The 6,101-nt window shown below is 68.1% G+C and carries 3 protein-coding genes and 1 pseudogene; 3 read left to right on the top strand and 1 reads right to left on the bottom strand.

Translation table 11 applies throughout. The features are described from left to right. A pseudogene (locus ACT6Y9_RS07940) lies at positions 1-724 on the bottom strand (hypothetical protein); the annotation flags it as partial. 326 nt (positions 725-1,050) lie between these two features. On the opposite strand from ACT6Y9_RS07940, the gene secA reads away from it, so the two are divergent. The 3 genes from secA to ACT6Y9_RS07925 all read left to right on the top strand — a co-directional run bounded on the left by secA (position 1,051) and on the right by ACT6Y9_RS07925 (position 5,929). Then, entirely contained in the window at positions 1,051-3,804 is a 2,754-nt protein-coding gene (gene secA, locus ACT6Y9_RS07935; RefSeq protein ID WP_443744138.1) for a preprotein translocase subunit SecA, read from the top strand. A 149-nt stretch (positions 3,805-3,953) separates the two neighbouring features. Continuing rightward, positions 3,954-5,075 (top strand): hypothetical protein, encoded by a 1,122-nt coding sequence (locus ACT6Y9_RS07930; protein WP_443744137.1) that lies wholly within the window; start codon positions 3,954-3,956, stop codon positions 5,073-5,075. Between the two features lie 170 nt (positions 5,076-5,245). After that, on the top strand, positions 5,246-5,929 hold the full coding sequence (locus ACT6Y9_RS07925; RefSeq protein WP_443744136.1) for an NUDIX domain-containing protein: 684 nt from the start codon (positions 5,246-5,248) through the stop codon (positions 5,927-5,929). Positions 5,930-6,101: the final 172 nt, after the last annotated feature.

Below are 6,101 nucleotides of genomic sequence, written 5' to 3'. Positions count from 1 at the left end.
CCTCCACGGCGTCGGCCGCGTCGCGGCGCCGCGCGATGCGCGCGAGCTGCCGCGTGCGCACGCCGGCGAGTTCGGGCACGGCCTCGGCCTCGGCCTGCGTGGGGACGATCATCGGGTCGGGCGCGTCGGGAAGCTTCTCCTCAAGGCGCGCGGCACGCAGCAGAAGCGCCTCGAGGCGGCGCTTCTGCGAGTCGAGGGCCGAGAGCACCGCGAGCGGCAGCTCCCCGGGTTCGGGGGCGAGCGTGCGCGAGAGGGCGAGGACCTGCTCGCGTAGCGCCTTGGAGTGGAAGTCCTTCGCCGCAGCGGCGAGGAGCGCCGAGCCGATGAGGCTCGGCGACCGGACGGGTTCGGCAGGCGCGGCCTCCTCTGCGGTCCGCTTGCGGCCGCGCAGCCGGAACTCCAATCCGAGCACGGGGACGCCCGCCGCGACGAGCCGGTCGAGGAGGCGCGTGGAGAGGTTGCGCAGGCGCGCGAGCTGCGCGGCGCTGTCGGTGATGAGGACCACTTTCTGGTTCTCGATGCGCACGCCCCGGCCGCCCGAAAAGTCGAGCGGCAGGCGCATCGCGCGAACGACGGGCATCACGGCCGCGCCCGCGCGGCGGGCGAGCGCGTACTCCTCGAGGAGGTCTTCTGTGCGCGCGCCCTGCGCGAGCGAGCGCTCGGGCGAACGAAAGCCCCGGCGCTTGAGCCGGAAGTCGGGGGGAAGGCGGCGGAGTCTGGACACAGTGGGCGCTCACTCTCAATGAACTGCAAGTGCATGCAAACGCCCGCAGTGATAAGGAATGCGCGCGGCTCAATCTGCGATAATCGTTCGACTGTGCTTTCCGTCAGCGCACCTCGGCGCTCCCTCTAAGGTGAGAAGCGGCTTGGTGCGTCGGGACCGGCGCCCTCCCGTCTGCGGACGAGCAGCGGCCGTCAGTCTACCCAAACCGGAAGCAGCTTCTCTTCGGAGACGCCCTTTGGACGGGGCTGAGCTCCGGCAGGCGACGAGCGCGACGCGGCAGAAGGGCCGTTCCGACGCCCGGGCCAAGGAATTCCTACGAAACCAAGATGTTTGACGAACTACTCACCAAGATCTTCGGCAGCCGCAACGACCGGCTGATCAAGCAGTATCAGCGCAAGGTGGCGCAGATCAACAAGCTCGAGCCCGCCATGCAGGCGCTTACCGACGCCGAACTGCAGGGCAAGACGCAGGAATTCCGCGACCGCATCGCCAAGGGCACCACGACCGACGAGCTCCTTCCGGAGGCTTTTGCCGTGATGCGCGAGGCGAGCCGCCGCGTGCTCGGCATGCGCCACTTCGACGTGCAGCTGATCGGCGGCATGGTTCTGAACGACGGCAAGATCGCCGAAATGCGCACCGGTGAAGGCAAGACCCTCACGGCGACGCTCGCGGTCTACCTGAACGCGCTGCCCGGCAAGGGCGTGCACGTCGTGACGGTGAACGACTACCTCGCCTCGCGCGATGCGGACTGGATGGGGCGCGTCTACAACTGGCTCGGCCTCTCCGTGGGCAAGATCCTCTCGCAGCAGGACACGCAGACCAAGCGCGCTGCCTACGCCGCGGACATCACCTACGGCACGAACAACGAGTTCGGCTTCGACTACCTGCGCGACAACATGGAGTACGACGTCGCGGGCCGCCGCCAGCGCGGGCTCTACTACGCGATCGTGGACGAGGTGGACTCGATCCTGATCGACGAGGCGCGCACGCCGCTCATCATCTCCGGCCCGGCCGACGACAACACTGACCTCTACGTCAAGATCAACGAGATCCCGCCGCTCCTCACGCGCCAGACCGAAGAGAAGGGGCCGGGCGACTACTGGGTCGACGAGAAGGCCCACCAGGTCTACATCTCCGAGGCGGGCCACGAGAAGCTCGAGAAGATCCTCTCCGAGCGCGGCCTCGTCGCGCCGGGCGAATCGCTCTACTCGCCCAAGAACATCATTCTGATGCACCATCTGATGGCCTCGCTCAAGGCCCATACGCTCTTCCACCGCGACCAGCAGTACGTGGTGCAGAACGGCGAGATCGTGATCGTCGACGAGTTCACCGGTCGTCTGATGCCGGGCCGCCGCTGGAGCGAAGGCCTGCATCAGGCCGTCGAGGCGAAGGAAGGCGTCCGGATCCAGCAGGAAAACCAGACGATGGCCTCGATCACGTTCCAGAACTACTTCCGCATGTACGAGAAGCTCTCGGGCATGACGGGCACGGCCGACACCGAGGCCTACGAGTTCCAGGACATCTACGGCCTCGAGACGGTCGTCATCCCGACGCACCGCAAGATGATCCGCCGCGACGAGCAGGACAAGGTCTACCGCACGGTGAACGAGAAGTACGCCGCGATCGTCGCCGACGTGAAGGAGTGCCACGCGAAGAACCAGCCGGTTCTGCTCGGCACCACCTCGATTGAGAATTCCGAGCTCCTCTCGAAACTCCTCACGAAGGAGGGGATCCCGCACAACGTCCTGAACGCCAAGCAGCACGAGAAGGAGGCGCAGATCGTCCTCGAGGCGGGGCGCCCCGGAATGGTGACGATCGCGACCAACATGGCCGGCCGCGGCACCGACATCGTCTTGGGCGGCGGCATCAACAAAGCCGTCGACGAGATCGAGCGCGACGAGACGCTCACGCCCGAAGAGAAGACCGCGCGCATCGCCGCGGTGAAGGCCGAGTGGCAGAAGCTCCACGACGAGGTCGTGGCCGCTGGCGGCCTGCGCATCATCGGCAGCGAGCGCCACGAGTCCCGCCGCATCGACAACCAGCTCCGCGGCCGTGCGGGCCGTCAGGGCGACCCGGGCTCGTCGTGCTTCTACCTCTCGATGGAGGACCAGCTGCTCAGGATCTTCGGCGGCGACCGCATGCGCAGCATCGCCGACCGCCTGAAGCTCGAACCGGGCGTCGCGATCGAGTCGAAGATGCTCACCCGCATGATCGAGTCGGCGCAGCGCAAGGTCGAGGGCCGCAACTACGACATCCGCAAGCAGCTCCTTGAGTTTGACGACGTCCAGAACGATCAGCGCCACGAGATCTACGGGCTGCGCAACGACATCCTCGAGTCCTCGGACTGCTCGGAGATGATCAAGAACCTGCGCGAAGGCTACTTCCAGGACCTCTTCCGCAGCTACGTCCCGGCCGACACGGTCGAGGAGCAGTGGGATCTTGACGGGCTCACGGACAAGCTCAAGAAGGAGTTCGGCATCGACATGCCGTTCCGCAAGATGCTCGACGAAAGCGATCAGACGACCGACGAGGATCTGATGAACGCGCTCGTCGCCCACGTGAACGAGATCTACGAGAGCAAGGAGAAGCTGGTCGGCCACGAGGCCTTCGCGGGCTTCGGCCGTTCGGTGCTCCTGCAGGTGATCGACCAGCTCTGGCGCCAGCACATCGCCGCGCTCGACGCGCTCCGTCAGGGCATCTACCTGCGCGGCTACGCGCAGAAGCAGCCCAAGCAGGAGTACAAGCGCGAGGCGTTCAACATGTTCGAACGTCTGCTCGACACGATCCGAGAGACCACCGTTCAGGTCCTCATGCGCGTCGAGATCAAGATGCCCGAAGAGGCCCAGGCCGCCGCAGAGGAGACGATGCGTCAGGGCGAAGCCCGCGCGGACGCCGCGCGCCTCGCCGATTCCGGCAGCTCCCGCGATCCCGCCCCCGCCGAAGGCAGCGCCCTCGACACGCTCGCCAAGAGCGGCGACGAAGCACGCATGCGCGAGCTCTTCCGCCACGTCGGCCGCAACGATCCGTGCCCCTGCGGTTCGGGCAAGAAGTTCAAGGACTGCCACGGGCGCCTCGCCTGATTGAGGTCCTGCTCCGGCAAAAAGCCCGGTCGCCGAATACCACGGACGGCGCCCGGGCCTCTTCGCCCGGCTTTCCCGGTTTCGGCCGCGGGGGCCGGGCGATGTTTTTTCCCCCTTCTCCGCGGATTCCCTTCTGTGAGGAGCTCCGAATGCCGGTCGACGACCACTTCTCGATCACGGGCCTCTCCTGGCGCTCGGCGCCGGGCGGGGGTGTTCACGTCGCAGACATCCAGCCGGGAGCCGCGTGGACGGCGCGCACCGCGCAGGGGTCGACGCCGCCCGGCGCCGCCCCTGAGGACGGCGCGGCGAAGCTGCTTGCGGCGGCCGCGGCGGATCCCGCTCGCCGCATCGCGACGCGACTGGTGGTCTCCGTCTCCAGAGGAGCGGGCGGCTTCGGGCCGCTTTCGACGCGCGGGGCGGAGGCCTTTGCGGCGGAGTCCGCCCGGGCGCTCAAGACGGCGCCCTCGAACCTGCTCCACGCCGCGGCGGGCCCCGCCGGGCCTGACCTTCCCGTGGGGGAGCTCCTCCGGGCGCTCGGCGCCGCTCAACTCGAGCCCGCACGTTGCGCGCCCGAAGGCCCCCATGTGGACGCGGTGGGACTTCCCTTCCGTACGCTGCAGGGGCCGGTTGAAGTCGGCGCGGCGTGCCTGCGCGCGGTGCGCTTCGGGGCGCAGGTCTGGATTGCGGCGACTTCGGCCGCCGTGCCGCAGAGAGTGCTCGAAGACTGGGCGGACCGACTCTGGACGGCCGGGCCCTTGGTTGAGCGCGCCGGGACGGGCTTTGCACCCGGCGACGCACTTCTCATTTTTGCAACGGGCGCTTCGGGCGCGCCCGTCGTTGAGGCGCCGGACGCCCCCGAAGGGGAGGCGGTTGCGGTGGGTCTCGCTGCGGCGCTCTCCCTTCTCGCGCGCCGGCGGCTCGAGCACTTCGGCGCCCGCGCCGCGCTCATGATTCGGGGCGCAGGGTCCTGGAGCGAACTCGAGCGTGCGGCGCAGCGCCTCGTGCCGCTGCTTTCACTGGAAAAGCCGCGCCTTGCGGCCATCGAGGACCTCAGGGACCGCCTCTGGGCGGGGCTTCTCACGGCGGATGTTCCGGGTTTGGAGCGCACGCCCGTGCGGGCGACGCTCGAAGAGCGCCTGATCATCGACGGCATGAAGCCCCTGAAGGCGGCGGAGGACGACGAGGTCGCACTCGAAGCCTGGCTGCGCGGTGCGGGCACGCTGGAGCTCGATCTCGGCCGCGGCAGGGCCTGCGGAACGTTCCGGTTGTGACTGCTCCCCGCACAGAGGAGATCCATCGTCCGCAGCGGCCTCTTTTGGCCGAAGCCCCCTCCGCCTAGGAGAACCTGCAGAGGAAAAAACCTTCGAAGAATGAGAAAATGAAACTTCCGCGCTCAGGTGCATGCGTTCTGCCGCCTGAGCGTGAACATGTGGAGATTATCGTGAGCGACAAGGTTGTTGATGTCGCCGTCGGCGTGCTCATCCGCGAAGACGGCAGGATGCTTCTTGGTTCCCGTCCCGAGGGCAAGCCCTATGCGGGCTACTGGGAGTTCCCCGGCGGCAAGGTCGAAGAGGGCGAAACCGTCCATCAGGCGCTCGCGCGCGAGCTCGAAGAGGAGCTCGGCCTTGCGCTCGCCGATTCGACCCCGTGGTTCGTGAAGGAGCACCGCTATCCGCACGCCCACGTCCGGCTGCACTTCCGCCGCTCGCACGACTTCGTCGGCACGCCCGTGCCGAAGGAGGGCCAGCAGTGCGGCTTCTTCGCCGCCAACGAGCGCACGCCCGGCCTCATGCTCCCCGTCGATCAGTCGATCGTGAACCGCGTCGAGCTCCCCGAGGTCTTTGAAGAGTCCTCCGACATGCTCACGCTCTCGCGGAGCGCGCTGCAGGCGACGATCATCCGCGACCGCAAGTACCGCTGGGTCGGTGCGCGCGCCGAGACGCTCGACGACGTGCTCAAGGCCGTCGCCATGGACTACGACTTCGTGATCGTTCCGCCCGAAGCCTTCGAGGGGCTTCTCGATCAGGGCGAACCGCGCATCCCGACCTACATCGACGGCGCTCCCGCCGCTGACCTCGCCCTCTGGCAGGCGAAGGGCGCGCACGGCGTGAAGCCCGTCATCTAAAGGAATTCTCCGGGCATCGTCCGGACGACGTCGGCGCGCGGAGCCTGCGGCTCCCGGCGCGCCCTCCGCTGCGGCGCCTTCGGGCGCCGCAGTTGTTTTTGGGGCGCCGATGCGTCAGTGGCGGCGCCGGCGGGGGCTCTTCTCTTCCGCGCCGGCCGTCCGGTCCGCCAGC

Source organism: Sutterella sp., assembly GCF_052272535.1.
GTDB lineage: Bacteria > Pseudomonadota > Gammaproteobacteria > Burkholderiales > Burkholderiaceae_F > Sutterella.
This window is presented reverse-complemented; position numbering and strand designations above follow the sequence as displayed.

What these genes read in the sequence shown, in the direction of transcription:
- secA (WP_443744138.1), top strand. Translation starts at nt 1,051, where the DNA reads ATGTTTGACGAACTACTCACCAAGATCTTCGGCAGCCGCAACGACCGG.
- ACT6Y9_RS07930 (WP_443744137.1), top strand. Translation starts at nt 3,954, where the DNA reads ATGCCGGTCGACGACCACTTCTCGATCACGGGCCTCTCCTGGCGCTCG.